Source organism: Pantoea sp. SGAir0418, from assembly GCF_043529865.1.
In genome coordinates, this window is record NZ_CP027911.1 from 256,121 (window position 1) to 281,423 (window position 25,303).

General features: G+C 59.7%; 19 protein-coding genes. 8 read left to right on the plus strand and 11 right to left on the minus strand.

The genetic code is table 11. The annotated features are described in order from the left end of the window. Positions 1 to 233: 233 nt before the first annotated feature. Positions 234 to 1,196: an IS110 family RNA-guided transposase gene (locus C1N84_RS01085; protein WP_104189859.1), complete on the minus strand. Its 963-nt coding sequence runs from the start codon at positions 1,194 to 1,196 to the stop codon at positions 234 to 236. A 314-nt stretch (positions 1,197 to 1,510) separates the two neighbouring features. Further along, positions 1,511 to 2,473, minus strand: a complete 963-nt coding sequence (locus C1N84_RS01090; protein WP_394541694.1) for an IS110 family RNA-guided transposase — start codon at positions 2,471 to 2,473, stop codon at positions 1,511 to 1,513. Positions 2,474 to 2,843: 370 nt separating this feature from the next. Between C1N84_RS01090 and malP the strand changes: the two genes are divergently transcribed. Then, the gene (gene malP / locus C1N84_RS01095) at positions 2,844 to 5,249 is read left to right on the plus strand and encodes a maltodextrin phosphorylase (RefSeq protein WP_264441894.1); all 2,406 of its coding nucleotides are present in this window, start codon (positions 2,844 to 2,846) and stop codon (positions 5,247 to 5,249) included. A gap of 56 nt (positions 5,250 to 5,305) precedes the next feature. After that, positions 5,306 to 7,363 carry a 4-alpha-glucanotransferase gene (malQ, locus tag C1N84_RS01100; protein ID WP_264441895.1) on the plus strand — a complete coding sequence of 686 codons (2,058 nt, stop codon included), beginning with the start codon at positions 5,306 to 5,308 and terminating at the stop codon, positions 7,361 to 7,363. Positions 7,364 to 7,399: 36 nt separating this feature from the next. Here the strand turns inward: malQ and nfuA are convergent, their stop codons facing one another. Together nfuA and gntX are read right to left on the minus strand one after the other, a co-directional pair. Continuing rightward, a complete protein-coding gene (gene nfuA, locus C1N84_RS01105; protein WP_021507402.1) occupies positions 7,400 to 7,975 on the minus strand; it encodes a Fe-S biogenesis protein NfuA in 576 nt (191 codons plus the stop codon). 58 nt (positions 7,976 to 8,033) lie between these two features. Beyond that, positions 8,034 to 8,705, minus strand: a complete 672-nt coding sequence (gene gntX / locus C1N84_RS01110) for a DNA utilization protein GntX (RefSeq protein WP_264441896.1) — start codon at positions 8,703 to 8,705, stop codon at positions 8,034 to 8,036. 35 nt (positions 8,706 to 8,740) lie between these two features. Between gntX and bioH the strand changes: the two genes are divergently transcribed. Then, positions 8,741 to 9,514 carry a pimeloyl-ACP methyl ester esterase BioH gene (bioH, locus tag C1N84_RS01115; protein WP_021507404.1) on the plus strand — a complete coding sequence of 258 codons (774 nt, stop codon included), beginning with the start codon at positions 8,741 to 8,743 and terminating at the stop codon, positions 9,512 to 9,514. Here the strand turns inward: bioH and C1N84_RS01120 are convergent. Further along, entirely contained in the window at positions 9,495 to 11,183 is a 1,689-nt protein-coding gene (locus C1N84_RS01120) for an alpha-amylase family glycosyl hydrolase (protein ID WP_059011199.1), read from the minus strand. The genes bioH and C1N84_RS01120 overlap by 20 nt on opposite strands. Before the next feature lie 96 nt (positions 11,184 to 11,279). After that, positions 11,280 to 13,610: a Tex family protein gene (locus C1N84_RS01125; RefSeq protein WP_394541838.1), complete on the minus strand. Its 2,331-nt coding sequence runs from the start codon at positions 13,608 to 13,610 to the stop codon at positions 11,280 to 11,282. Between the two features lie 236 nt (positions 13,611 to 13,846). Here C1N84_RS01125 and C1N84_RS01130 point away from each other — a divergent pair, with 236 nt between their 5' ends. Both C1N84_RS01130 and greB read left to right on the plus strand, forming a co-directional pair. Beyond that, positions 13,847 to 15,109 carry a hypothetical protein gene (locus C1N84_RS01130; protein WP_264441898.1) on the plus strand — a complete coding sequence of 421 codons (1,263 nt, stop codon included), beginning with the start codon at positions 13,847 to 13,849 and terminating at the stop codon, positions 15,107 to 15,109. A 53-nt stretch (positions 15,110 to 15,162) separates the two neighbouring features. After that, positions 15,163 to 15,669: a transcription elongation factor GreB gene (greB, locus tag C1N84_RS01135; RefSeq protein ID WP_264441899.1), complete on the plus strand. Its 507-nt coding sequence runs from the start codon at positions 15,163 to 15,165 to the stop codon at positions 15,667 to 15,669. A gap of 102 nt (positions 15,670 to 15,771) precedes the next feature. On the opposite strand, the gene yjbE is transcribed toward greB, so the two are convergent. Next, positions 15,772 to 16,014 (minus strand): exopolysaccharide production protein YjbE, encoded by a 243-nt coding sequence (gene yjbE, locus C1N84_RS01140; RefSeq protein ID WP_021507409.1) that lies wholly within the window; start codon positions 16,012 to 16,014, stop codon positions 15,772 to 15,774. A 510-nt stretch (positions 16,015 to 16,524) separates the two neighbouring features. Between yjbE and ompR the strand changes: the two genes are divergently transcribed. Next, positions 16,525 to 17,244: an osmolarity response regulator transcription factor OmpR gene (ompR, locus tag C1N84_RS01145; protein ID WP_001157751.1), complete on the plus strand. Its 720-nt coding sequence runs from the start codon at positions 16,525 to 16,527 to the stop codon at positions 17,242 to 17,244. Then, entirely contained in the window at positions 17,241 to 18,599 is a 1,359-nt protein-coding gene (gene envZ, locus C1N84_RS01150) for a two-component system sensor histidine kinase EnvZ (RefSeq protein WP_031279686.1), read from the plus strand. The genes ompR and envZ overlap by 4 nt, the downstream gene beginning before the upstream one ends. Positions 18,600 to 18,732: 133 nt before the next feature. Here envZ and pckA read toward each other — a convergent pair whose 3' ends face one another. The 4 genes from pckA to C1N84_RS01170 all read right to left on the minus strand — a co-directional run bounded on the left by pckA (position 18,733) and on the right by C1N84_RS01170 (position 24,303). Further along, complete coding sequence (gene pckA / locus C1N84_RS01155; protein ID WP_021507411.1) at positions 18,733 to 20,352, minus strand: phosphoenolpyruvate carboxykinase (ATP); 1,620 nt, start codon at positions 20,350 to 20,352, stop codon at positions 18,733 to 18,735. Between the two features lie 270 nt (positions 20,353 to 20,622). After that, complete coding sequence (gene hslO / locus C1N84_RS01160; protein WP_264441900.1) at positions 20,623 to 21,495, minus strand: Hsp33 family molecular chaperone HslO; 873 nt, start codon at positions 21,493 to 21,495, stop codon at positions 20,623 to 20,625. A 25-nt stretch (positions 21,496 to 21,520) separates the two neighbouring features. Further along, a complete protein-coding gene (gene hslR, locus C1N84_RS01165) occupies positions 21,521 to 21,922 on the minus strand; it encodes a ribosome-associated heat shock protein Hsp15 (protein ID WP_021507413.1) in 402 nt (133 codons plus the stop codon). 239 nt (positions 21,923 to 22,161) lie between these two features. Next, on the minus strand, positions 22,162 to 24,303 hold the full coding sequence (locus C1N84_RS01170; protein ID WP_058770964.1) for an intracellular growth attenuator family protein: 2,142 nt from the start codon (positions 24,301 to 24,303) through the stop codon (positions 22,162 to 22,164). 398 nt (positions 24,304 to 24,701) lie between these two features. Between C1N84_RS01170 and nudE the strand changes: the two genes are divergently transcribed. Then, on the plus strand, positions 24,702 to 25,268 hold the full coding sequence (gene nudE / locus C1N84_RS01175) for an ADP compounds hydrolase NudE (RefSeq protein ID WP_127834670.1): 567 nt from the start codon (positions 24,702 to 24,704) through the stop codon (positions 25,266 to 25,268). Positions 25,269 to 25,303 lie beyond the last annotated feature (35 nt).

Consider the following 25,303-nt stretch of genomic DNA (forward strand, 5'->3'; position numbering starts at 1 on the left):
TTGTGGCGAGCTGGGTTGCCTGGTGCGCATCAATGCGCACCCTACAGGTAGTCTGTGAACACTGTAGGGGCGCCATTTATGGCGACCTGGGTTGCCTGGTGCGCATTAATGCGCACCCTACGGGTAGTCTGTGAAATTGCAGGGGCGCCATTTATGGCGACCTGGGTTGCCTGGTGCGCATGAATGCGCACCCTACAGATATTCTGCGAACACTGTAGATACCGTCTTGCCGGTTACCTGGCAAGACATATTTCGGCATCGAACGGACGACCCGATTTCAGCACGCCATAAGCCAGCTGCAGCAGCTTCTTCATCGCCGCGCACACCACGACTTTTCCCGTTTTCTTACCCGCATCCAGCCGTTTCTTCAGCGCACTCACCGCCGGATTCCACTTCATCGCCACTATCGCAGGCATGTACAGGGCCTTGCGCATCGCGCTGTTGCCCATCTTCGATATCCTGCTTTTGCCCTTCCACTCACCGGACTCCTGCCGCATCGGATTCAGACCCACCCACGCCACAAGCGCCTTGCTGCTGCTGAACCTCGACATGTCCCCCAGATACGCCAGCATCGTGCTGCTCAGCACGCCCGCGATGCCCGGGATGGACTCCAGCAGTTCCCTGTTCTTTTTAAGGCCCGGATCATTGTCGATATGGTCGTTTATTGCCCGCTTCGTTTCGTCTATCTGCGCATCCAGCGCCGCAATGACCACGCGGATTGAGGGCTGCACCACCGCATCCGAGACCTCCAGCCGGTTCTCTTCCATCTGCCGCATTTCCTGAAGATTCGTCAGGCGCTTCACCAGCGCCTTCAGCCTGCGTTCATTCAGCGGCGCCGGCTGCCACAGCGACGGGCCGTGCAGTTTACAGTAGCGCGCTATCATGCGCGCATCGTCTTTATCCGTCTTGTTACGGCTCAGCTCCGCCTGTCCGAAGCGCCTGATGCGCGCGGGATTTTCCACGCTGACATCATAGCCTTCGTCGTGCAGGAAGGTGGCCAGCGGCTCACTGTACGCGCCGGTAGCCTCCATGCAGATATGGCAGCAGCCGAACGGCTCCAGCCATTTTTTCAGGGCGATAAAGCCCTTAGGGGTGTTGGGAAAGACTTTGGTTTTGTAAGACGTGTCGCCTTTCCAGACGGCCACATCAAACTTTCCGGAGGCAATATCAATGCCGACAGGCATACGGGTTTGCATAGATTCTCCTTAACAGCACAGGGAAACCGCCATGACCATCCTTATGGATGCGTGCTCGGGGCACAGGATACCGTCCGGTCTTGAAGGCGGGAGTTAAGTTGCCGGGGATGAATCTACGAAGCAGGCTTTATGCCCAGGGGGCGCCCCCATCTCACCAGCAACTTCCCGATGATCAGTCGGGGATCATCATACCCGGAGGAGAATGATCGGGATATAAGGGGCGCCATTTATGGCAACCTGATTCCTGGTGCGCATGAATGCGCACCCTGTGATGCACCAGGTCATCCCGCTTATTGTAGATACCGTCTTGCCGGTTACCTGGCAAGACATATTTCGGCATCGAACGGACGACCCGATTTCAGCACGCCATAAGCCAGCTGCAGCAGCTTCTTCATCGCCGCGCACACCACGACTTTTCCCGTTTTCTTACCCGCATCCAGCCGTTTCTTCAGCGCACTCACCGCCGGATTCCACTTCATCGCCACTATCGCAGGCATGTACAGGGCCTTGCGCATCGCGCTGTTGCCCATCTTCGATATCCTGCTTTTGCCCTTCCACTCACCGGACTCCTGCCGCATCGGATTCAGACCCACCCACGCCACAAGCGCCTTGCTGCTGCTGAACCTCGACATGTCCCCCAGATACGCCAGCATCGTGCTGCTCAGCACGCCCGCGATGCCCGGGATGGACTCCAGCAGTTCCCTGTTCTTTTTAAGGCCCGGATCATTGTCGATATGGTCGTTTATTGCCCGCTTCGTTTCGTCTATCTGCGCATCCAGCGCCGCAATGACCACGCGGATTGAGGGCTGCACCACCGCATCCGAGACCTCCAGCCGGTTCTCTTCCATCTGCCGCATTTCCTGAAGATTCGTCAGGCGCTTCACCAGCGCCTTCAGCCTGCGTTCATTCAGCGGCGCCGGCTGCCACAGCGACGGGCCGTGCAGTTTACAGTAGCGCGCTATCATGCGCGCATCGTCTTTATCCGTCTTGTTACGGCTCAGCTCCGCCTGTCCGAAGCGCCTGATGCGCGCGGGATTTTCCACGCTGACATCATAGCCTTCGTCGTGCAGGAAGGTGGCCTGCGGCTCACTGTACGCGCCGGTAGCCTCCATGCAGATATGGCAGCAGCCGAACGGCTCCAGCCATTTTTTCAGGGCGATAAAGCCCTTAGGGGTGTTGGGAAAGACTTTGGTTTTGTAAGACGTGTCGCCTTTCCAGACGGCCACATCAAACTTTCCGGAGGCAATATCAATGCCGACAGGCATACGGGTTTGCATAGATTCTCCTTAACAGCACAGGGAAACCGCCATGACCATCCTTATGGATGCGTGCTCGGGGCACAGGATACCGTCCGGTCTTGAAGGCGGGAGTTAAGTTGCCGGGGATGAATCTACGAAGCAGGCTTTATGCCCAGGGGGCGCCCCCATCTCACCAGCAACTTCCCGATGATCAGTCGGGGATCATCATACCCGGAGGAGAATGATCGGGATATAAGGGGCGCCATTGATGGCGACCAGGCCGCAGCGGCACGCCTTTTTTCACTGCATCTTCATTTCCCTGTCGCTTTTTTCAGCGTCCCCGGCTTAACTTACTCTTTCAGATTTGCGCTTGCCCGTGTTTACCGTTTCGGATGCAAAGGGATGCACTATGTCGCCGCTAAAATTCAATAAAACCCGCTTTGACGCCGCGCTGACCCGCCAGTGGCAGCAGCTCGGACTGACTTCCGCCCGGCAGATTACGCCGCATCAGTGGTGGCAGGCGCTCAGCCGGGCGCTGATGGAACTGCTCGCCGCACAGCCGCCCGTGCCGCCGAAAAGCGCTCAGCGCCACGTTAATTATCTCTCAATGGAGTTTCTGCCCGGCCGGCTGACCGGCAATAACCTGCTCAATCTCGGCTGGTATAACGAGGTGGCCGCCGCGCTGGCAGAGCACCAGGTTGAGCTGAATGAACTGCTGGAGGAGGAGGTCGATCCGGCGCTGGGCAACGGCGGTCTGGGACGGCTCGCGGCCTGCTACATGGATGCGATGGCGACGGTCGGCCAGCCGGCGATGGGGCACGGCCTCAACTATCAGTACGGCCTGTTTCGTCAGTCGTTTGTGGCCGGACAGCAGCACGAAGCGCCGGATGACTGGCAGCGCGATCGCTATCCGTGGTTCCGCCACAACGCGGCGCTGGATGTGCCGGTGGGGCTGGGCGGTAAGGTTAAAAAGCGCGACGATGGCAGCGTCGAGTGGCGTCCGGCACAGCAGCTGATCGGCCAGGCCTGGGATCTGCCGGTAATCGGCTATCGCAACGGCATCACGCTGCCGCTGCGTCTGTGGCAAGCCACCAGCGCGCAGCCGTTTGACCTGACGCTGTTTAACGCCGGGAAGTTCCTGCAGGCGGAGCAGCCGGGCATTGAAGCCGACAAGCTGACCAAAGTGCTCTATCCCAATGACAACCATGCGCCAGGTAAACGTCTGCGGCTGATGCAGCAGTATTTCCAGTGCGCCTGCGCGGTGAGCGACATATTGCGTCGTCACCGGCTGGCGGGCCGTGCGCTGCATACGCTGCCGGATTTCGAAGTGATTCAGCTTAACGATACCCATCCCACCATCGCTATTCCGGAGTTGCTGCGTCTGCTGCTGGATGAGCATGGCCTGAGCTGGGACGACGCCTGGCACATTACCAGCCGCACCTTTGCGTATACCAACCATACGCTGATGCCGGAGGCGCTGGAGCGCTGGCCGGCGAGCCTGCTGCGCGAACTGCTGCCGCGCCATCTGCAAATCATCAAACAGATCAATCGCCAGCTGAAGCAGCAGGTCAAACAGCGCTGGCCGAATGATAGCGCTCTCTGGCACAAGCTGGCGGTGGTGAGCGACGGCGAAGTGCGCATGGCCAATCTGTGCGTGGTGAGCTGTTTCGCCGTCAACGGTGTGGCAGCGCTGCACTCGCAGCTGGTGGTTAACGATCTGTTCCCGGAATATCACCAGCTGTGGCCGCACAAGTTTCATAACGTCACCAACGGCATTACGCCGCGCCGCTGGCTGAAGCAGTGCAACCCCCTGCTGTCCGCGCTGATTGACGCCAGCCTGCAGGTGGAGTGGGCCAACGATCTCGACGCGCTGGAATGGCTGGCGCCGCTGGCGAAGAAGAAAAGTTTTCGCCAGCAGTTCCGCACCATCAAGCAGCAAAACAAACTGCGGCTGACGGTGTACATCAAACGCGTGACCGGCATTGATATCAATCCTGACGCGCTGTTTGATGTGCAGATCAAGCGCCTGCACGAATACAAACGCCAGCATCTCAGTCTGCTGCACATCCTGCACTGCTATCGCCAGCTGCGCGATAACCCGGACAATCCCGACTTCGTGCCGCGCGTCTTTCTGTTTGGCGCCAAGGCGGCGCCCGGCTATTTGCTGGCAAAAAACATCATCTGTGCCATCAATAAAGTCGCGGAGGTGATCAACAACGACCCGCTGGTGGGCGATCGCCTGAAGGTGGTGTTTGTGCCGGATTACCGGATTACCGCCGCCGAGCTGATGATTCCGGCAGCCGATCTCTCGGAGCAGATCTCCACGGCCGGTTACGAAGCCTCCGGTACCGGCAACATGAAGCTGGCGCTCAACGGCGCGCTGACGATTGGCACGCTGGACGGGGCTAACGTGGAGATTGCCGAGGCGGTCGGTGAGAAAAATATCTTTATCTTTGGCAACACGGTGGATGAGGTAAAAGCACTGAAGGCCGACGGTTACAGTCCGAAGAAACTGCGCAAGCACGATCGCTATCTCGACGGTTTGCTGAAGGAGCTGGAGAAGGGCAAATTCAGCGACGGCGACCGGCAGGTATTTGCGCCGCTGCTGGAGAGCCTGAGCAAACAGGGCGATCCGTGGCTGGTACTGGCCGATTTCGCCGCTTACATCGCGGCGCAGCAGCGCGTCGAAGCGCTGTGGCGCGATCCGGAAGCGTGGACCAAAGCGGCGATTCTCAACACGGCGCATACCGGCCGCTTCAGTGCCGATCGTTCGATTCGCGATTATCAACAGCGTATCTGGCAGGCGGCGCGCTGAGCCGCCGGAAAATGACGCTGCATGCGTAATGTGCGCACGGCAACGAAGGAGACAACATGGCCATGAAGAAACTGGATCAGGCTGCACGGGATGCCGGTATCGCACTGAGTTTTATCAACAATAAAGGTGAGTCACAGACCATCAGCGACGACACCAAACGCGCGCTGCTGGCGCTGATGGATGCCCCGACGGGCAACGCGCCACCGCTGCCGCCGGTGCTGGTGTTCACGCCGCCCGGGCTGCCTGAACTGACGCCGCAGGGCAGCGACGACTACCGCTGGCAACTGGTGAGCGAGCAGGGGCAGCACTATGACGGCACGCTGAGCGCGGGAGAAAGCCTGGCGCTGCCGGCAGAACTGCCCGAGGGCTACCATCAGCTCACGCTGAGCACTTCACGCCAGCAGTGGCAGACGCGCATTATCATCGCACCGGCGCGCTGTTATCTGCCGCCAGCGCTGGCGCAGGGGGAGAAGCGCTGGGGCGCGCTGGTGCAGCTCTACACGCTGCGCTCGGCGCGTAACTGGGGCATCGGCGACTTTGGCGATCTGATGCAGATGCTGGAGCAGGTCGCCGCTCACGGCGGCGATTTCATCGGTCTCAACCCGCTGCATGCGCTCTATCCGGCGCAGCCGGAGCACGTCAGCCCGTACAGCCCGAGTTCGCGCCGCTGGCTCAACGTGCTGTACATCGACATCAATCAAATCGACGAATTCACCCACAGTGAAACCGCCCAGCGCTGGTGGCACAGCGCGCCAACGCGCAAAGCGCTAAAACAGGCGCGCAGCGCAGCGTTTGTCGATTATCGCGCGGTGACGACGCTCAAGCTGACTGCGCTGCGTTTTGCCTGGCAGCACGCGCAGCCGCAGCTGACACAGCAGCCGGCGTTTCAGCAATTTCTTGCGGAAGGCGGCGATGCGCTGCGCTATCAGGCGGCATTTGACGCCATCGTGGCAGCGCGCAGTCAGCAGCATCCCGACGAGTGGGGCTGGGAAAAGTGGCCGTCAGGCTGGCAGCAGGCGCAGCAGCCAGAGGTGCAGCAGTGGTGCGCACAGCATGAGGACGACATTCTGTTCTGGAGCTGGCTGCAGTGGCTGGCGCAGCAGCAGTTCGCCGCCTGCTGGCAGCGTAGCCAGCAACTCGGGATGGCGGTCGGGTTATATCGCGATTTGGCGGTTGGCGTGGCACAGCACAGCGCGGAAACCTGGCAGGATCCGCAGCTGTATAAGCTGGGCGCGTCGGTGGGCGCACCGCCGGATCCGCTTGGCCCGCTCGGGCAGAACTGGGCGCTGCCGCCGCTCGATCCACATGTACTGCGCGCGCGGGGCTATCAGCCGTTTATCGATCTGCTGCGCGCCAATATGCGCGATTGCGGGGCGCTGCGCATCGATCACGTTATGGCGCTACTGCGTTTGTGGTGGATTCCCTATGGCGAAAGTGCCGATAAAGGCACGTATGTCGCCTATCCGGTGCACGACCTGCTGGCGATCCTTGCGCTGGAGAGTCAGCGTCAGCGCTGCATGGTGATCGGTGAAGATCTCGGCACCGTGCCGCAGGAGATCGTCAGCCTGCTGCGCGACCGCGGCATTTTTTCGTGGAAGGTGCTGATGTTCGAGTGCGGGGAGGACGGGCAGTTCCGGCCACCGGCAGCCTATCCGCGCCAGTCGATTGCCAGCGCCAGTACCCATGATTTGCCGACGCTGAGCGGATTCTGGCATGCCGCCGATCTGCAGTTGCGCGAGCAGCTGGGGCTGTTTACTAAACGCAGCATGCTGAAGGCGGCCATCGCCGAACGCGATGGGCAGAGAACCGCGTTGCTGAACGCCCTGAGCGAGGTGCAAGCCATTGATACGCGCAGCAAAAACCGCGCCGGCCAGCGTCTGACGCCTGCGCTGAATCAGGGCGTGCACCGCTTTCTGGCGTACACCGACAGCGCCCTGCTGGGGCTGCAGCCGGAGGACTGGCTGGGAATGGAGACGCCGGTCAACGTGCCGGGCACGGTAGCCGAATACCCCAACTGGCGGCGCAAACTGCGCGTACCATTGGAGAAGTTGTTTAGTTACCGGAAAGTGCAGCAGCTGCTGGCGATCGTCAATGAAGGGCGTAAGAAGCCGTAAAACACGCGGCAGCCGGGGTGGCTGCCGCATCTTCTATCAGTAGTAGGAGTGCTCGCCGCGCTGATGCTCGGTGAGATCGCGCACGCCTTTCAGCTCAGGGAAGGCGGCCAGCAGCTCTTTCTCGATGCCGTCTTTCAGCGTCACGTCAATCATCGAGCAACCGTTACAGCCGCCGCCGAACTGCAGAATGGCGTAGCCTTCGTCGGTGATCTCCATCAGCGAGACGCGACCGCCGTGGCTGGCCAGCTGCGGGTTGATCTGCGCCTGCAGCAGATACTCCACGCGCTCAACCATCGGCGCATCGTCCGACACTTTACGCATCTTAGCGTTCGGCGCTTTCAGCGTGAGCTGTGAGCCGAGGTTATCGGTCACGAAGTCGATTTCCGCATCTTCGAGGTACGGCGCGCTCAGCTCATCAACATAGGCAGACAGCTTGTCGAACTTCAGTTCGGTATCGGTGGCTTCGACCGCGTCCGGCGGGCAGTAGGAGACGCCGCACTCGGCGGTTGGCGTACCCGGGTTAATAACGAATACGCGAATCTGGGTGCCATCTTCCTGTTTTGACAGCAGTTTTGCGAAGTGCTCTTGCGCAGTATCAGTAATACGGATCATGGCGATTGCTCAATAGTTGACTAAAATACCTGGTTATAATACGCCCAACGCCGACGCTCTACAAGGTACGGCACAGGCATCCTATGTGTACGCTGGCCGCGCCCTGCGCCAGTAATAAGCGGCTGATTTCCCCCACCGTGCTGCCGGTGGTCACCACATCATCGATAAGCAGGATGTGGCGTCCGCGCACCGCCATTTCAAGGCGAAACGCGCCACGCAGATTGCTTTTCCGGGCGCGGGCGCTGAGCACATGCTGCACCGCACCGTGTCGCACCCGGCGCAGACCTTCGCGGTATTCACAACCGAGCCAGCGCGCCAGCGGTTTAGCCAGCAGCGCGGCCTGATTATACCCGCGCTGCCAGGCGCGGCGGCGATGCAGCGGCACGCTCAGCACCAGATCGATACGCGGCTGCTGGCGGCGCTTTGTTAATAATTTTAACAAAAGCAGCCGTGCCAGCATCACCCTGAGTGCGGTTGCGCGCGAGAATTTGAGCCGCTGCACCCATTCGCTCAGCGGCGGCACATAATCACTCACGCAAGTGAGAGCGTGCCACGGCGGCGGCCGGCGCAGGCAGCGTCCGCACGCTTGATCGCCGCTGGCCGGCAGTCCGCAGCAGGGACAGAGCGCCGGCAGCGCCGGTAGCTGGCGCAGACATACGCTGCACAGGCCGTGCCGGGCGATACGCAGCGGCAGACGGCATAGCCAACACAGGGCAGGGATTGCTAGCATAGCGACCTCCTTTTCACTTTTCGGGAGTGTAACCGATGAGTTCGCTTTACTGGCACACCACAGGCACAGGCGATCGCGATCTTGTGCTGCTGCACGGCTGGGGACTGAACGCCGAAGTGTGGCAACACATTGTTCCGCGACTCAGCCCGCATTTTCGTCTGCACCTGGTGGACCTGCCGGGATTTGGCCGCAGCCAGGGATTTGGGCCGCTGAGCCTGGCGCAGATGGCGCAGCAGCTACTACCGCAGTTGCCAGCGCGCGCTGTGCTGCTTGGCTGGTCGCTGGGCGGCTTAGTGGCCAGCCAGCTGGCGCTGAGCCAGCCCGATCGCGTGGCGGCATTAATTAGCGTGGCCTCGTCGCCGTGCTTTACCGCCCGGGATGAATGGCCCGGCATTCAGCCTGAGACGCTGGCGACGTTCCAGCAGCAATTGAGCAGCGATTTCCAGCGCACGGTGGAGCGTTTTCTCGCGCTGCAAACCATGGGGACGGAAAATGCGCGTCAGGATGCGCGCCAGCTGAAAGAGGTAGTGCTGTCGCAGCCGATGCCGTCAGTGGCGGTACTGGAAGGGGGATTGAACATTCTGCGCCACGATGATTTGCGCAGCGCACTGGATGGGCTGACGCTGCCGTTCCTGCGTATCTATGGCGCGCTGGATGGCCTGGTGCCGCGCCGCATTGCGCCGCAGCTGGATGCGCGCTGGCCGCATTCGCAGTCGGTTGTCATCGCGAAGGCCGCGCACGCGCCGTTTATTTCGCACCCGGAGGCGTTCTGCCAGCAGGTGCAGCAGTTCATCCACGCAGCCACATAAACTGCCAGGCGGCCAGCACCAGCGGCTGGCTGCCATCCACGCGCTGCCCGCTGATCACATCCTGAAAAGGGCGCGCCTGCGGCAGCGTAGTGCTGATCTCGCGGCTGCTGAGATTGAACACGCACAGTAACCCTTCGTCGCTGTCCGCGGCGTGACGGCGCAGCAGCAGCACCGCGTTGTCGCTCTCCAGCAGCGTCATCGGATTGTCCGGATGGAACGCCGGCTGCCGGGTGCGCAGCTGAATCAGCGCGCTAAGCCGCTCAAACACCTGCTGACGCAGCGGGTTGCCGCCGCTGATTTGCTGTTCGATATCGCGCAGGCTGTACTTCTCACGGTTGATGGCGCGGTTGTGCCCGGCAGCGCGCACGCCCTCGTTGTCATTGCGCGAGCCGAGAATACTTTGAATATAGATGGCGGGCACGCCGGGAAAGGCCAGCAGAATCGCGTGCGCCAGCAGGAAGCGACGCAGGCGCGTCTCGTCATCGTCGGTCTGGTGATTGAGCGCATCCAGATACGTTACGTTGATTTCATACGGGCTGGTGCTGCCGTCCGGGTTGTTTTTATAGGAGACCAGCGCGCCCTCCAGCGCCAGTTCACGCACCAGCGCCACAATCTCGACTTCTGACAAAATTCCGCGTGCCGGATTGAGGCCAATGCCGTCGTGCGAGGCGAGAAAATTGAAGAAGGTGGTGCCGCCATCACCGGGCTCAAGCGTGCTGGCCCACTGGCGCAGCGCGCGCGCCGAGCCGGAGTGAATGGCGTGCAGCACCAGCGGTGGCAGCGAAAACTGGTAAACCATCTGCGCTTCGTCGTGGCCGTTGCCGAAATAGCTGATGTTATCCTGATGCGGCACGTTGGTTTCGGTCACGATCACCGTACCTGGCGCGACTTCGTTGGCGATGGCGCGAAACAGCTTCACCAGCTGATGGGTTTTGGTCAGATGGATACAGCGTGTGCCCGGCGTTTTCCACATGTAGCCCACCGCGTCCAGCCGCACGTAATCCGCGCCTTTGTTGAGATAATCCAGCAGCACGCCCACCATGCGGATCAGCACCTGCGGATTGGCGAAGTTGAGATCGATTTGGTCGGCGCTGAAGGTGGTCCAGATAAAGCGCGTGTCGCCGTTAGCGAGGGTAAACGGCGTCAGCAGCGGTGAGGTGCGCGGGCGCGTCACGGCACTGAGATCGGTGGCGGGCGGCATGCTGATAAAAAAGTCGTCCCAGCCGGCATCCTGCGCCAGAAAGTGGCGAAACCACGCGCTGTGCGCCGACATGTGGTTACAGACGAAATCGAACATCAGCCGGGTTTCGCTGTGCAGCGCCGTGATGTGCTGCCAGTCACCGCAGATCGGGTTCACTTTGTGGTAATCGATAACCGAGAAGCCATCGTCGGACGAGTAGGGGAAAAATGGCAGCAGATGCACCAGACTGAAGGTGGACTGCAGATGCTGCTGATAAAAGCGCGTAAAGCTGGCGAGCGTGGGCTGCTCGGGTTCGCGGAACTGGTCGGCGTAACTGATCAGCACCACGTCTTTTTCATCCCAGTGCGCTTTACGCGGCAGCTTTACCGTGTCGCGCGCCGCGCGGATGTGCGAAAGCAGGCGCTCGCGCGCCGCGACGGGGAAGCTACCTTCATAAATCTCATCGAGCAGGAAGTTGATAATGTCCATCGGATCGCCGGGTTACGCGGAAGGTCATTTTTTCACACGGTTTTTTCAGCGTAGTCCGCCAGGACAATTTATCAACCTCCTGTACTCGCGCGCCGCTTAGCGTTTCTTCCCAAACGCGGCCGCCAGCGCATCGCCCATCGCACTGTTACCGACGCTGCTGCTGGCAGGTTTGCCGCGGCCTTTGGCACCGGCGGCCGGCCGCGCGGCCTCTTTGCCTGCGCCGCGTTTGCCGCCGCTGCGCGCGTTGCTTTCACCCGGCTGCTCATCCAGACGCATGGTCAGCGCGATACGCTTACGCTGCAGATCGACTTCCATCACCTTCACTTTGACGATATCGCCGGCTTTCACCACCTGATGCGGATCGTCTACGAATTTGTCCGACAGCGAAGAGATATGCACCAGGCCGTCCTGATGCACGCCGATATCGACGAACGCGCCGAAGTTGGTCACGTTGGTCACCGCACCTTCCAGCACCATGCCCGGCAGCAGGTCGTTGAGCGTCTCCACGCCTTCGGCAAACTGCGCGGTTTTGAACTCCGGACGCGGATCGCGGCCCGGTTTCTCCAGCTCTTTGATGATATCGGTGACGGTCGGCAGCCCGAAACGCTCATCGGTGAAGTCGCGCGCATTCAGGTCGCGCAGGCTACCCGGATTGCCCATCAGTTCATTAAGCGCCTGTTCTGTAGCGGCGAGAATGCGCTCCACCAGCGGATAGGCTTCCGGATGCACCGTTGAGGCATCCAGCGGATTATCGCCGTGGTTGATGCGCAGGAAGCCGGCGCACTGTTCAAAGGCTTTCGGCCCAAGGCGGCTCACCTTCAGCAGCTGCTGGCGGTTCTGGAAACGGCCGTTTTCGTCACGCCAGCTGACAATGTTCTGCGCCATCATGCGCGTCAGGCCGGCGACGCGCGTCAGCAGCGCCACCGAAGCGGTATTCAGATCGACGCCCACGGCGTTCACACAATCTTCCACCACCGCATCGAGTTTTTTCGCCAGCTGGCTCTGGCTGACATCGTGCTGATACTGGCCGACGCCAATCGATTTCGGGTCAATTTTGACCAGCTCTGCCAGCGGATCCTGCAGACGACGGGCGATAGACACCGCACCGCGCAGCGAAACGTCGAGATCGGGGAACTCCTGCGCCGCCAGTTCGGAAGCGGAATAGACCGATGCTCCGGCCTCACTGACAATCACTTTTTGCGCTTTGATTTGCGGGAACTGCTTCTGTACGTCGAGGAAGAAACGCTCGGTTTCACGTGAAGCGGTGCCGTTGCCGATCGCCACCAGTTCAACCTGATGTTTCGCGCACAGTGCCGCCACCGAGGTTGCGGCTTTGGCCGCCTGGCCGGTATGCGGATAGATGGTATCGGTCGCGACCAGCTTGCCGGTGGCATCGACCACCGCCACTTTGACCCCGGTGCGCAGGCCCGGATCGAGGCCCATGGTGGCGCGCATGCCGGCGGGAGCCGCCATCAGCAGATCGTGCAGATTACGGGCAAACACGTTGATCGCTTCGTCTTCCGCCCGTTCGCGGATGGTGCCCATCAGTTCGGTTTCGAGGTGCAGCAGGACCTTGATGCGCCAGGTCCAGCTGACCACGGCTTTGCGCCAGCTGTCGGCCGGTGCGTTGTTCAGGCGCAGGCCAAGGTGGTCGGCGATCAGCGTTTCACCGTAGCTTTCGCGCGGCGCTTCATCAAACTGCGGATCGGCGTTGAGCGACAGCTGTAAAATGCCTTCGTTACGGCCACGGAACATGGCCAGCGCGCGGTGCGACGGCACGCTGCTCAGCGCTTCGTGATGATCGAAGTAGTCGCGGAATTTAGCGCCTTCTTCCTCTTTACCTTCGACGACGCGCGCAACCAGATGGGCGTTCTTCCACAGGTAATCACGCACTTTCGCCAGCAGCGTGGCGTCTTCGGCGAAGCGCTCCATCAGGATATAGCGTGCGCCATCCAGCGCGGCACGCACATCGGCAACGCCTTTGTCCGCGTCGACATAACGCGCTGCCAGCTGCTCTGGGTCCTGAGACGCATCGTTCCACAGCGTCTCAGCCAGCGGTTCCAGCCCGGCTTCGATAGCGATCTGCCCGCGCGTGCGGCGCTTCTGCTTATAAGGCAGATAGAGATCTTCCAGCTCGGTTTTGTTCAGCGTGCCGTTGATGGCAGTGGCTAATTCCGGCGTCAGTTTGCCCTGGTCATCAATGGATTTCAGAATCGACTGGCGGCGTTCCTCCAGCTCACGCAGATAGCCGAGACGGCTCTCCAGCGTACGCAGCTGGGTATCATCCAGCCCGCCGGTCACTTCCTTACGATAACGTGCGATAAACGGCACGGTGTTCCCTTCGTCCAGCAAGCGAATGGCGGCGTCAACCTGGTCGGCGCGTGCCTTCAGCTCACCTGCGATAATCTGGCTCAGCGAATCTTTCATCATCAGTAACGGTCTTGCTTACACAGGGTTAGAAATAGGGGACAGTTATACGGACTGAGGCCGCAAATTGCCAGCCGCTGACCGGTGAATCCGTCTTTTTCTGAATGCAGCGCGCAACTCAGAGAAACTTAGCCACCTATGTGTTAAACCCCAGCGCAATGGCGTGCCGGTTGCTGACAGGCTCGCCCCGCCTCTGCCCTATAATCCGCGGCAAACCACGGAAGGAGGGTGAAGCAATGATCAAATTACTGCTGCTGCTGGCCGGACGCGAGCTGCTGGTGCGTTATCGTCTGCTGATTTATGGCCTGGCGCTGTGCGGCGTGCTGCTGGCCGGCATGATCGTGGCGGACGTGCTGGTCGATGGGCACATCAATCTGTCGCTACAGGTGCTGGCGCTCTTACTGTCGCTGTCGCTGCTGTTTAACCTGCTGAGCGGCGAGGTGTCGCTGCAGCGCTGGCTCAATCTGCTGTTTTCCCTGATTTTTGTCGGCACGCTGCTGGCCGGCGCGCTGTGGCACGGTGATGAAAGGCAACTGAAGAAACTGCTGCTGACGGTGATGGAAATCTGCCTGTTGTTTAACGGCCTGTTTCGCTGTCTGAGCGCGGCGCTGATTCAGCGTCAGCGCTGGGTGCGACATTTTATGCTGGGCTGCGGCGAGATGGTTCTTAGCGTGGTGCTGTTTTTCAATGACAACCTGCATACCTGCCTGTTGCTGGGCAGCTGGCTGGTGCTGTTGCTGCTGTCGTTCAGCCTGACGGTGTGGCGCGTCTGGCGCCAGTGGCAGCGCCTGCCGGCGGGTCAGTCCGTTACGCTGCTGCCGTGGTTTTGTCGCGGCCATCGTCATATTGCGCGGCTCCGGCCGTGGCAGCAGGCCCGCTTTCCGCCGGTCGCCGCGGCATTTCCTCTCTGTGTCCACGTCTGGCAGGCGCAGTCTGAAGCCAGTCAACAGCCGAAGCGCTATGTGATTGACCGTTACATCGGCGTGATTAACGGTGAAGGGCACTTTTGTACCGGCCACGCGGCACTGAGCTTTGGCGAGTGCGGCTACATCAGCCTTTATCCGCAGCAGGAGATCGATCCGCAACCGCACGAGCTGCCGCGTCTGCTGCTGGCCGGACAGATTAACGATCGCCCCGGCCGTTTTCTCCCCTCGCTGGCGGCAGAGATTGCCGACTGGCGCAGCCCGGATTTAACCTTCAGTTTTCAGCACTACAACGGGCAGGCGCTCGCCAGCTACTGGCAGGCCAACCGTGGTGACAGCCTGTATAATCTGACGGCAAAAAACTGTTCGACCACCGTGGTGGATGCGCTGGACGTGGCGTTTGAAGGCTATTACGGCCAGCGGCTGCAGCAGGTGTTTGCGCTGCTGCTGCTGCCGGCATTCTGGGGCGCCTGCGTGCTGCGCGAACGGGCAGAAATCATGACCTGGACGCCCGGCCTGGTCGCCGATTATGTGCGCCTGATGAAAAAGACGCTGGGTGCCTGTCCGGGCAGGTAAGGCTTTGTGATAGCCTCTGTGCAGTGAACAGGGCTGTAACCACGAGTGAAGCGATGAAAACCCAACTGATTACCCGCGAAGGCTATAACAAGCTGCGTGCTGAGCACGAGCATCTGTGGAATGAGAAGCGGCCGGAAATCACCCGCATTGTCTCCTGGGCCGCCAGCCTGGGCGATCGCTCTGAAAACGCCGATTACACCTATAACAAGCGCCTGCTGCGCCAGATCGATCGGCGCGTGCGCTATCTGCGTAAATGCCTCGCCGAGCTGAAAATCGTTGATTATGCGCCGCAGCAGGAGGGCAAAGTGTTCTTCGGTGCCTGGGTGGAAGTGGAGAATGAGCAGGGCGATGTGAAGCGTTTTCGCATCGTCGGACCGGACGAGATCTATGGCGATACGGTGAAAGAGTACATCTCCATCGACTCGCCGATGGCGCGCGCGCTGATCAAAAAAGAGGTGGATGACGAGGTGACGGTGAACACGCCGGAAGGACAGAAGGTGTGGTTTGTGAACCGCATTGAGTACGTCACGGAAAGTGAGGAAAAAAGAGGCGGAGAGTAATGGCCTGGTGAAACAAGCCGGGGCGCAACTTATTCTCCGCTGGCGAAAGGGCTGGCAGTATAAGAGGGGGAAGCGCCGCAGCCTTGCCGCGCCAGATAAGCGTTATTTGCCCGGCGTGGTCGCCGTGGTCGTTGAGGTGCTGCTGCCGCCGTGATCGCCGCCGCCCATGGTGGCCAGCGCGACGCCGAGCAGGGCTCCCACCGCACCGATGCCGATAGCATCGGAATTACCTTTGGCCGTGGTCGACGCCTGTGCGCCGGCGGCTTCGCCCGCTGGCGTAGCGGCCTGAACCTGTGTGAGGCTGGTGAGTACCAGAGCGCTCAGCAGAACAACGGTTTTTTTCATCTTTCTTCTCCACATGAACTCAATAAGCAGGTACCGATGCAGTGTCGGAGATCATTTGCGCAGAGGAAAGGGGAGTTTACTGACTGATTTAAATCACTTTATTTAACGCTGGCCTTATTTTACGCGCGCACTGGCACTGTTCCGAGCGCGGATGCGCAGTCAGCGGCGAAAACGCGATATTTTATGCTGCTGAGCGCGGCCGCTGGCTTATCCTGCAGGCGAAACTTAAGCCAAATGGCGCGCCCCGCCTGACGGCGGAAGCGGGACGGCCCGGCTGGACCACTCGCCGGCAGAAAACGGCGCTGATTTTCAGACAAGCGCTAAACGGCGTCAAAATCAGTCAGAAAAGCGCGAGCGGAGCCGCAGTTCGCGGTTAAAATTAAAGATAAGCTGCTGTTTAATATGCTTTGTAACAATTTCGGCTAGAATATAAACCATTAATGACTGTCACAGACAGGCATCTTTTTTACACAATATCGGCTCAGGCAATGGCGCCTTTGGGAGTTGAACATGCAAGAGAACTACAAAATTCTGGTCGTCGATGATGATATGCGTCTGCGCGCACTGCTCGAACGCTATCTCACCGAACAGGGCTTTCAGGTGCGCAGCGTCGCCAACGCCGAGCAGATGGATCGTCTGCTGACCCGCGAATCATTCCATTTAATGGTGCTCGATTTAATGCTGCCGGGCGAAGATGGTCTGTCAATTTGCCGTCGTCTGCGTAGCCAGAGTAACCCGATGCCGATCATTATGGTCACCGCGAAAGGTGAAGAGGTCGATCGTATCGTGGGGCTGGAAATCGGCGCCGATGACTACATTCCAAAACCGTTCAACCCGCGTGAGCTGCTGGCGCGAATTCGTGCTGTGCTGCGTCGTCAGGCCAATGAGCTGCCGGGCGCGCCGTCGCAGGAAGAAGCGGTCATCGCCTTCGGTAAGTTCAAACTGAACCTCGGCACGCGCGAAATGTTCCGTGAAGATGAGCCGATGCCGCTGACCAGCGGAGAGTTCGCCGTGCTGAAAGCGCTGGTGAGCCATCCGCGTGAGCCGCTGTCGCGCGATAAGCTGATGAACCTGGCGCGCGGGCGTGAGTACAGTGCGATGGAGCGTTCTATCGACGTGCAGATCTCTCGTCTGCGCCGCATGGTCGAAGAAGATCCGGCGCATCCGCGCTACATCCAGACCGTCTGGGGCCTTGGCTACGTATTCGTTCCGGACGGCAGTAAAGCATGAGGCGATTGCGCTTCTCACCCCGCAGTTCGTTTGCCCGCACCCTGTTGTTGATCGTTACCTTGCTGTTCGTCAGCCTGGTAACGACCTACCTGGTGGTGCTCAATTTCGCCATTCTTCCCAGTCTGCAGCAGTTCAACAAAGTCCTCGCCTACGAAGTGCGTATGCTGATGACCGATCGGCTGCAGCTGGAGGATGGTACGCAGCTGGAAGTGCCGCCGGCCTTCCGGCGCGAAATTTATCGTGAACTGGGCATCTCGTTGTACACCAACGCGGCGGCGGAAGAGAGCGGGCTGCGCTGGGCGCAGCATTACGAATTCCTCAGTGAACAGATGGCGCAGCAGCTGGGCGGGCCGACCGACGTGCGGGTTGAGGTTAACAAAAACTCGCCGGTGGTCTGGCTGAAAACCTGGCTGTCGCCGGATATCTGGGTGCGCGTACCGCTGACCGAAATCCATCAGGGCGACTTCTCGCCGCTGTTCCGCTATACCCTGGCGATAATGCTGCTGGCGATTGGCGGCGCCTGGCTGTTTATCCGTATACAAAACCGACCCTTAGTTGATCTCGAACACGCTGCGTTGCAGGTGGGGAAAGGCATTATTCCGCCACCGCTGCGCGAATACGGTGCTTCGGAAGTGCGTTCGGTGACGCGTGCCTTCAACCAGATGGCGGCGGGCGTGAAGCAGCTGGCCGATGACCGTACGCTGCTGATGGCCGGCGTCAGCCATGATTTACGCACGCCGCTGACGCGCATCCGTCTCGCCACCGAGATGATGGGCGAGGAAGATGGCTACCTGGCCGAGTCGATCAACAAAGATATCGAAGAGTGTAACGCCATCATCGAGCAGTTCATCGATTACCTGCGCACCGGGCAGGAGATGCAAACCGAGCGCGCCGATCTGAATAGCGTGCTGGGCGAAGTGGTGGCGGCGGAGAGCGGTTACGAACGCGAGATTGAGAATGCGGTGATGGACGCGGAGCTGATGCTGGATATTAATCCGCTGTCGATTAAACGCGCGGTGGCGAATCTGGTGGTTAACGCGGCGCGCTACGGAAACGGCTGGATCAAGGTCAGCAGCGGTCAGGAATTGAATCGCGCGTGGTTCCAGGTGGAGGATGATGGTCCGGGCATTAAGCCGGATCAGTTACAGCATCTGTTCCAGCCGTTTGTACGCGGCGATAGCGCGCGCAGCACCAGCGGCACCGGTCTGGGCCTGGCAATTGTGCAGCGTATTATCGATGCGCATGACGGATCGCTGGAGATTGGCGACAGTGAACGCGGCGGATTACGTATCCGTGCGTGGTTACCGATTCCGGAAAACAGCGCCACGACGGCAGTAAGCAGTAACGTTAGTTAAATTTCCGCACCAACCGTCGCGGCGCAATCTATTGCGCATCCATCAGCGATATTACCGCTGCAGGCATGCGCGATAAATCGCGCCGCGACGAAATGTGCCTTAGCTAAGCCGCCGTTGTGGCGGCTGGGCTACTTCACAGCTGCGGGCCGGCCTGCACCAGCGCCTTGCCGGCATCGTTATCGGTGTACTTCTCGAAATTGGTGATAAAGCGCTGCGCCAGCGCTTCGGCAGCCTGCTGCCAGGCGGCGGCGTCAGGCCAGCTGCGGCGCGGATCGAGAATGGCATCGTCCACCTGTGCCAGCGTGGTGGGCACCTGCAGATTAAACACCGGCAGCGTCACGGTCTCCGCTTCATCCAGCTCACCGGCCAGAATCGCGTTGATGATAGCGCGCGTGTCTTTCAGCGAAATGCGCTTGCCGCTGCCGTTCCAGCCGGTATTCACCAGATAGGCCTGCGCGCCGGACGCCTGCATACGTTTCACCAGCACATCCGAGTACTGCGTTGGATGCAGCGTCAGGAACGCCGCGCCAAAACAGGCGGAGAAGGTTGGGGTGGGCTGCGTCACACCGCGCTCGGTGCCAGCCAGCTTGGCGGTAAAGCCGGACAGGAAGTGGTACTGGGTTTGCTCCGGTGTCAGACGCGAAACCGGTGGCAGTACGCCAAACGCATCGGCGGTCAGGAAGATGACCTTCTTCGCGTGGCCGGCTTTCGATACCGGCTGCACGATGTTTTCGATGTGCTCGATCGGGTAAGACACGCGGGTGTTTTCCGTCTTGCTGGCGTCGGCGTAATCGACCGTGCCGTCGGCGCGCACCACCACGTTCTCCAGCAGCGCATCGCGGCGAATCGCGCGGTAAATCTCCGGCTCGGCCTGCTCTGACAGATTGATGGTTTTGGCGTAGCAGCCGCCTTCGAAGTTAAAGACGCCGTCGTCATCCCAGCCGTGCTCATCGTCGCCGATCAGCTGGCGATCCGGATCGGTAGAGAGCGTGGTTTTACCGGTACCGGACAGGCCAAAGAACACCGCCACGTCGCCCGCTTTGCCGACGTTGGCCGAGCAGTGCATCGAGGCGATACCCTTCAGCGGCAGCAGATAGTTCATGATGGCGAACAGGCCTTTTTTCATCTCGCCGCCGTACCAGGTGCCGCCGATCAGCTGCATGCGTTCGGTCAGGTTAAAGGCGACAAAATTCTCTGAATGCAGCCCCTGCGCCTGCCAGTCCGGATTGGTGCACTGCGCTGCGTTCATCACCACGAAATCCGGCGTAAACTCAGCCAGTTCGGCTTCAGTCGGACGGATAAACATGTTTTTGACGAAATGCGCCTGCCACGCCACTTCCATCACGAAACGCACGCTGAGGCGGGTGTCCGGGTTGGCGCCGCAGAAGGCGTCAATCACAAACAGACGCTTGCCGGAAAGCTGTTGCGTGCAGCGATCTTTCAGCGCCTGCCAGGTTTCCTGTGACAGCGGCTGGTTGTCGTTCTTGCCGTTGCCAACGTCGTTCCACCACAGCGTGTCACGCGTGGTGTCATCCCGCACGATGTATTTATCTTTCGGCGAACGTCCGGTGAAGATGCCGGTATCCACGGCAATGGCACCGCTCTGCGTCAGGGTGCCGCGCGCGTAACCTTCCAGCTCCGGGCGGGTTTCTTCCTGAAATAACGTGGCGTAATCAGGGTTGTACACCACCTCGGTGGTGCCGCTAATTCCGAGCGTTTCGAGGTCTTGCGATGTCAGGCCGTTAACGCGCATGTGACTGCTCCTTAAATCGGTACTTCATGGCATTTTTTATGAGGGTTTCTGCGTCCTGCTGCGCATAGCCGCACAGGGCAGATCGCGCGCAGTGTACACGTCTGAGCGAGGTGGAAAAGTGAAGAGAGTTAAAAATGCGAGCTGGAACGTGACAAGTAGAGAAATCTGCCACTTATGAAACTAAAGTTAGCGTAAATTAGTTAATTTCCGTGAAAAATCATAGCGCTACGCCGGCGGAAAATACGGGCGGCGTCACCGCCCGTTTGCTGATTAATGCAGTTGATCGCTATTGCCGGAGGGAGCGTTACGAATGGCCGCAATATCCACGGCGTCGTACACATAGTGCGTGCCGCAGTAGTCGCAGTGCATATCGATTTTGCCGTCTTCGGCCAGAATCTCATCCACTTCCTCTGGCGGCAGCGTTTTCAGCACTTCACCGCAGCGCTCGCGCGAGCAGGTGCATTTGAAGCTGACCGGCGCCGGGTCGTAAACCGTGGCTTCTTCCTGATGATAGAGACGCCACAGTACGTCAGTAGCGGGCAGCTCAATCAGCTCTTCGCTCTTCACGGTTTCGGTTAACGTGGCCAGATGGTTGAAGTCATCCAGGTTGGGCTCCTGCGCGGGCAGCACCTGCAGCAGAATACCGGCTGCGCCTTTCTCGCTGGTGCGAATGAACAGGCGGGTTGGCAGCTGCTCGGAACGCATGAAGTAATCTTCCAGACAGCCCGCCAGCGTATCGGCTTCCAGGCCAACCACGCCCTGATAGCGCTCGCCTTTCTCAGGCGAAATGGTGATCACCAGATAGCCGTTACCCACTATCTGCTTTAGGCTGCTGCCGGCGGCAATCTCCGCATCCTCTTTCAGCCGCGCCACGCCGCGCAGCTCCTGGCGGTTATTTCCGTTGATCACCGCCATGCTCAGCGGGCCATCGCCCTGCAGCTGCACGGTGATGTCGCCGTCAAATTTCAGCGTAGCGGTGAGCAGGCTGGTGGCGACCAGCAGTTCGCCCAGCAGCGTTTTGACCGGCTCGGCGTAGTCGTGGTTCTGCACGATGTCGCGCCAGGTTTGAGATGCGTTGACCAGCTCGCCGCGCACGGCGACGTTTTCAAACAGGTAACGATGCAGTTGATCTTGAACAGACATAAGGTTTCTCTCGTGGGGGCGCGAGTTATTCATCGCCCGACAATTTAAATTTCAGCAGATCGCGGCGCTCTTTTTTATCCGGGCGACGATCGGGATGCGGCATGGTCAGGGCATTCATTTTGCGCGCCAGCGCGTTCTTTTCGCGCTTTTCGATGCTGGCGGCCGTCTCCGCGTACATCTGCTGCGCTTCGCTGGCCGGACGCCGCTGGTCGCCGATGGCGGTGATGATCACCGTGCGCTCATCGTTGCCCTGACGCAGCGTCAGTTCGGCCTGCAGTTCGACCACTTTGCCCGGTTTGCTGCGCTGGCCGTTGTAATGCACTTTGCCGCCTTCAATCATGTCGCGAGCCAGCGCGCGGGTTTTATAGAAGCGCGCGGCCCACAGCCATTTATCAAGGCGGACGCCTTCACTGGTTTTCTCTTTCATTGCGGCTCCTGCTGTTACGCTGCGTCGCGCCGTGTGGCGATCGGTCGCACACGGTCGCATGACGCCGGAAAAATGGATCGGGCCGGTGCCGGATACCCAAAGGTATGGGTACAACGTGATAAATCAAGGGCGAGGTGCCGTTGCGGGCTGCCGATCCATCGCCAATCCCTTAAGCGTAATCGGCATTTTGTTTTCCGCCCTGAAAAACAGGGCGACAGGGTAGCACAGAAGGCGGAGGGTCAGAACAGCGAGCGCACGCTCTGCATAGTGCTGAGGTTGTGGTTAAAGCACTTGTCGTAATACTGCTGAATCTGCGCCATACGCAGGCGGTTGCGGTGGATGCGGCGCAGCGCCAGCAGGCCGTTGCTGACGGCGCTGACAATCAGCACCAGCATCAGCAGCGCGGTGCCCAGATAGCGCCACTGCGCCATGGCATCGGGCTCGTTGTGCAGGGCGATGTGGCGCGTGCCGTTGGCATCGGTGGTAATGCTGGTAATGATACCGCTGGCGGCAAACGGCGTGTGCAGCAGCATGCCGGACAGGCGCTGCAGTTCGTGCCATTGTGAAGGGGCGTCGAGATCGAACAGCGCCACCGACGGCTGCGGCTGGTTCACCATCTGCCGGCCTTCATCGCTAATGATCAGGAATCCGCCCGGCGGCGGGCTGTTAAGGGTTTCCGCCGCGCGACGCGTCTCCCGCGAGAAGAAGGTCGAGGTGGCGGTATTCACCAGATTCTCCAGCGCTTCGGCGCTAACCGGGCGCAGTAGCACATTCATGCCGTTGAGCTTGCCGGAATCCGCACGGTGAATCAGCGTATCCCAGTCTTTGGCGTTACCGAGGTTGACCAGCGCATTTTTCAGGCGCACGCAGTCCTGCTGCTGGCTGCACAGCTGCTGGGTTTTCAGCACCAGATCGGAGAAATCATCCAGCAGAATCATGCCTGATTTCTGAATCGCCGACGCCAGCTGCGGGTTCAGTTTCGGGTCGGTGTTGGTTTCCGGATGCAGCTGCTGCGTGGTGGTCTCCAGCAGCGCGGCGGCTTTGTCAATGATGTCGGACTGCGGCAGCGGCAGCGGCGCAGCGTTGTTCCAGTAAATCGCCGAGCAGTCGAACGGCATGTAGCCGTAGCTGCGGTTGCTCTGGTAATTGCCCGGAACCGAGCACATGCCGGTGCCGCTCACTTTCAGGCTATCGCCAATGTGCAGCGGCAGGGCAGTGAGTTTATCGACGCTGTTCACTTCCACACTTTCGGTGCCTTTCAGCCAGGCGAGGCTGAGTTTGATCGGCATGCTGAGCGGAATCCAGCTCACCAGCATCACCAGCACCAGCAGCGACCCGCACGCCAGCACCAGGTTTTTACGCCAGCGCTGTACCGGGAAGTTGCGGACTTCATCCTGTAACGACAGGAAGCGCCCCTGGCGTACCACCTGACGATTCAGGTAGATATCCACATCCGTCACCTGGCCCAGGTCGTGCGCCACATAAGGCTGCCAGTGTGCCGGATAGATTAAGTCGATGATGCCGAGCGAAATGTTGCTCTGCTCCTGATTGGATTCGCCAAACAGGCCCCAGCGCTTCGGTGCGCCGCGCAGACAGTGCACATCGCGCAGCCCTTTTTCACCGGGGAATCGGTACATAAACCACAGGCTGACAGCGACGATCGCGCCGGCGGGCAGCGCAATCCACAGCATCAGGCTGCCGGGCAGCACCAGGCTGAGGAAAAACAGCAGGAAGGCGCAGCAAATGGCGCTCGCTTCACGCGTGCCGTCGGCGCGCGACAGCTGATACTCTTCCGGCGACTCTTTGCGCACCTGCAGCAGCTCGACGTTTTCGCTCTCCTCTTTACGAATCGAGGCGTTGGTCGACATCGGCCGCACCAGCGGCGGCAGCGCCGGTTGTTCCACCGCATAGTTCACCAGCGAGTGGCCGTTGAGCGAGATCACCAGCGGCAGGGTCTGGGTGCGGATCAGCTCGACGTAGTTTTCTTCAGCGATGTACTGCTCCCACAGCGGCGGCAGATGCACCTCGACTTCATCCAGGTAGTAGCGCCATTTGTGGGGATCGTCAGTGGAGAGGCCGTAACGGGTGATGGAGCGGGTAACGGGATAAACATTATTGCTCTGTGCGGTCAGCGCCAGCGCTTCGGGTTCCCGTGACGATCGGGTCGATCGCCCGCCGCTGTGCTGACGTGCTTTACCCAGCGACGCAATATACTTCTCAACGGCAGCGCGTTCTTCATCGGTGAGTTTACGGCAGGGCGGACTGATAAACGGCAGTGGTTTCGCCAACGGCGGACGATGCCGCATAGCGTACCAGTAGCCGATTCCGGCCACTAACGAACAGGCCAGCATGACAGCCAGAATGACGATAAGAGTGCTCATGCTTTGCTCAATCCAGCCAAAAAACTGCCGTCACGTTTACGATGTGCTCCCGGTAAAACCTGCAATACGAGTCAATTTTGGCGAGCAGAAGTCATTCTGACAAGAGGCAAATGAAACAAAATACCGCGCAAAATCATTGTATTATAAATTTGTTAGATTATTCCTTAACGGGATGGTACTCACAAGCCCCTCAATTAAACATCGGTATTATCCGAATTTGCTGCTACCCCGTTGACTTATTGTGAAAATCTTACTGTGCAGATAACAAGAAGTTGTTAGCGGCAGCGGACAAATGTATGTCACCATGATTGACCCGCGCTGCGTGTCGCACAATGCCGCGGGCTTCGGTATGCTGACGTCATCGCGTTTCACAAGGCTGTGCTAAGTTTGAGGCTGATATGACCACTCCCCTGAAAAAACCTGACATCCTCAACGTGGAAGCGGTGGCCCGCTCCCGCCTGTTTACCATCGAAGCGGTTGATCTCGCCTTCAGCAACGGTGCGCGTCGCGTCTATGAGCGCATGAAGCCCTCCGATCGTGAAGCGGTGATGATTGTGCCGATCATTGGCGATGACGTGATCCTGATCCAGGAGTACGCCGTCGGACTGGAAACCTATGAGCTGGGCTTCCCGAAAGGTTTAATCGATCCTGGTGAAAGCGCTTTTGAAGCCGCCAACCGTGAGCTGAAAGAAGAAGTGGGCTTTGGCGCGCACCAGCTGGACGCGCTGGGCAAACTCACCATGGCGCCGTCCTATTTCTCCAGCAAGATGAATATCGTGGTAGCTGAAGGGTTATACGAAGAGAAGCTGGAAGGGGATGAGCCGGAGCCGCTGATTGTACGCCGCTGGCCGCTCAGCAATCTGCTGGCGCTGCTGGAAGAGCCGGATTTTCGCGAGGCGCGTAACGTCAGCGCGCTGTTCATGGTGCGTGAGTGGCTGGTGAAGCAGGGGCGGTTGAGTTATTGAGGACACCTGGCGGCGCAATAAAAGGCGCGGAAAGT

Bases quoted from the DNA above. Each gene is read 5' to 3' on its own strand.
- C1N84_RS01085 (WP_104189859.1), bottom strand. From the start codon at position 1,196: ATGCAAACCCGTATGCCTGTCGGCATTGATATTGCCTCCGGAAAGTTT.
- C1N84_RS01090 (WP_394541694.1), bottom strand. From the start codon at position 2,473: ATGCAAACCCGTATGCCTGTCGGCATTGATATTGCCTCCGGAAAGTTT.
- malP (WP_264441894.1), top strand. From the start codon at position 2,844: ATGTCGCCGCTAAAATTCAATAAAACCCGCTTTGACGCCGCGCTGACC.
- malQ (WP_264441895.1), top strand. From the start codon at position 5,306: ATGGCCATGAAGAAACTGGATCAGGCTGCACGGGATGCCGGTATCGCA.
- nfuA (WP_021507402.1), bottom strand. From the start codon at position 7,975: ATGATCCGTATTACTGATACTGCGCAAGAGCACTTCGCAAAACTGCTG.
- gntX (WP_264441896.1), bottom strand. From the start codon at position 8,705: ATGCTAGCAATCCCTGCCCTGTGTTGGCTATGCCGTCTGCCGCTGCGT.
- bioH (WP_021507404.1), top strand. From the start codon at position 8,741: ATGAGTTCGCTTTACTGGCACACCACAGGCACAGGCGATCGCGATCTT.
- C1N84_RS01120 (WP_059011199.1), bottom strand. From the start codon at position 11,183: ATGGACATTATCAACTTCCTGCTCGATGAGATTTATGAAGGTAGCTTC.
- C1N84_RS01125 (WP_394541838.1), bottom strand. From the start codon at position 13,610: ATGAAAGATTCGCTGAGCCAGATTATCGCAGGTGAGCTGAAGGCACGC.
- C1N84_RS01130 (WP_264441898.1), top strand. From the start codon at position 13,847: ATGATCAAATTACTGCTGCTGCTGGCCGGACGCGAGCTGCTGGTGCGT.
- greB (WP_264441899.1), top strand. From the start codon at position 15,163: ATGAAAACCCAACTGATTACCCGCGAAGGCTATAACAAGCTGCGTGCT.
- yjbE (WP_021507409.1), bottom strand. From the start codon at position 16,014: ATGAAAAAAACCGTTGTTCTGCTGAGCGCTCTGGTACTCACCAGCCTC.
- ompR (WP_001157751.1), top strand. From the start codon at position 16,525: ATGCAAGAGAACTACAAAATTCTGGTCGTCGATGATGATATGCGTCTG.
- envZ (WP_031279686.1), top strand. From the start codon at position 17,241: ATGAGGCGATTGCGCTTCTCACCCCGCAGTTCGTTTGCCCGCACCCTG.
- pckA (WP_021507411.1), bottom strand. From the start codon at position 20,352: ATGCGCGTTAACGGCCTGACATCGCAAGACCTCGAAACGCTCGGAATT.
- hslO (WP_264441900.1), bottom strand. From the start codon at position 21,495: ATGTCTGTTCAAGATCAACTGCATCGTTACCTGTTTGAAAACGTCGCC.
- hslR (WP_021507413.1), bottom strand. From the start codon at position 21,922: ATGAAAGAGAAAACCAGTGAAGGCGTCCGCCTTGATAAATGGCTGTGG.
- C1N84_RS01170 (WP_058770964.1), bottom strand. From the start codon at position 24,303: ATGAGCACTCTTATCGTCATTCTGGCTGTCATGCTGGCCTGTTCGTTA.
- nudE (WP_127834670.1), top strand. From the start codon at position 24,702: ATGACCACTCCCCTGAAAAAACCTGACATCCTCAACGTGGAAGCGGTG.